Annotated in this window: 1 protein-coding gene; it reads left to right on the top strand. The window is 68.7% G+C overall.

Annotation, left to right across the window (positions count from 1 at the left end; translation table 11 throughout):
• Positions 1-201 (top strand): acyltransferase domain-containing protein (locus IF61_RS33115; protein ID WP_157848747.1); only part of this gene is annotated, 201 nt, incomplete at both ends.

Raw genomic sequence — 201 nt, 5'->3', positions numbered from 1 at the left:
AGGTGGCGTTGTTCCGGCTGGTGGAGTCGTGGGGGATCCGTCCGGATTTTGTGGCCGGGCATTCGATCGGTGAGATTGCGGCGGCGTATGTGGCGGGGGTGTTCTCGCTGGAGGACGCCTGTGCTTTGGTGGCGGCGCGTGCGCGGTTGATGCAGGCGCTGCCTGCGGGCGGTGCGATGGTGGCTGTGCAGGCGGCGGAGG

Origin of the sequence: Streptomyces roseoverticillatus (assembly GCF_000719265.1) — a bacterium.
In the GTDB taxonomy this organism is placed as follows: Bacteria; Actinomycetota; Actinomycetes; order Streptomycetales; family Streptomycetaceae; genus Streptomyces; species Streptomyces roseoverticillatus.
Note: the sequence above shows the minus strand (reverse complement) of the source record. Positions and strands in the feature narration are given on the sequence as shown.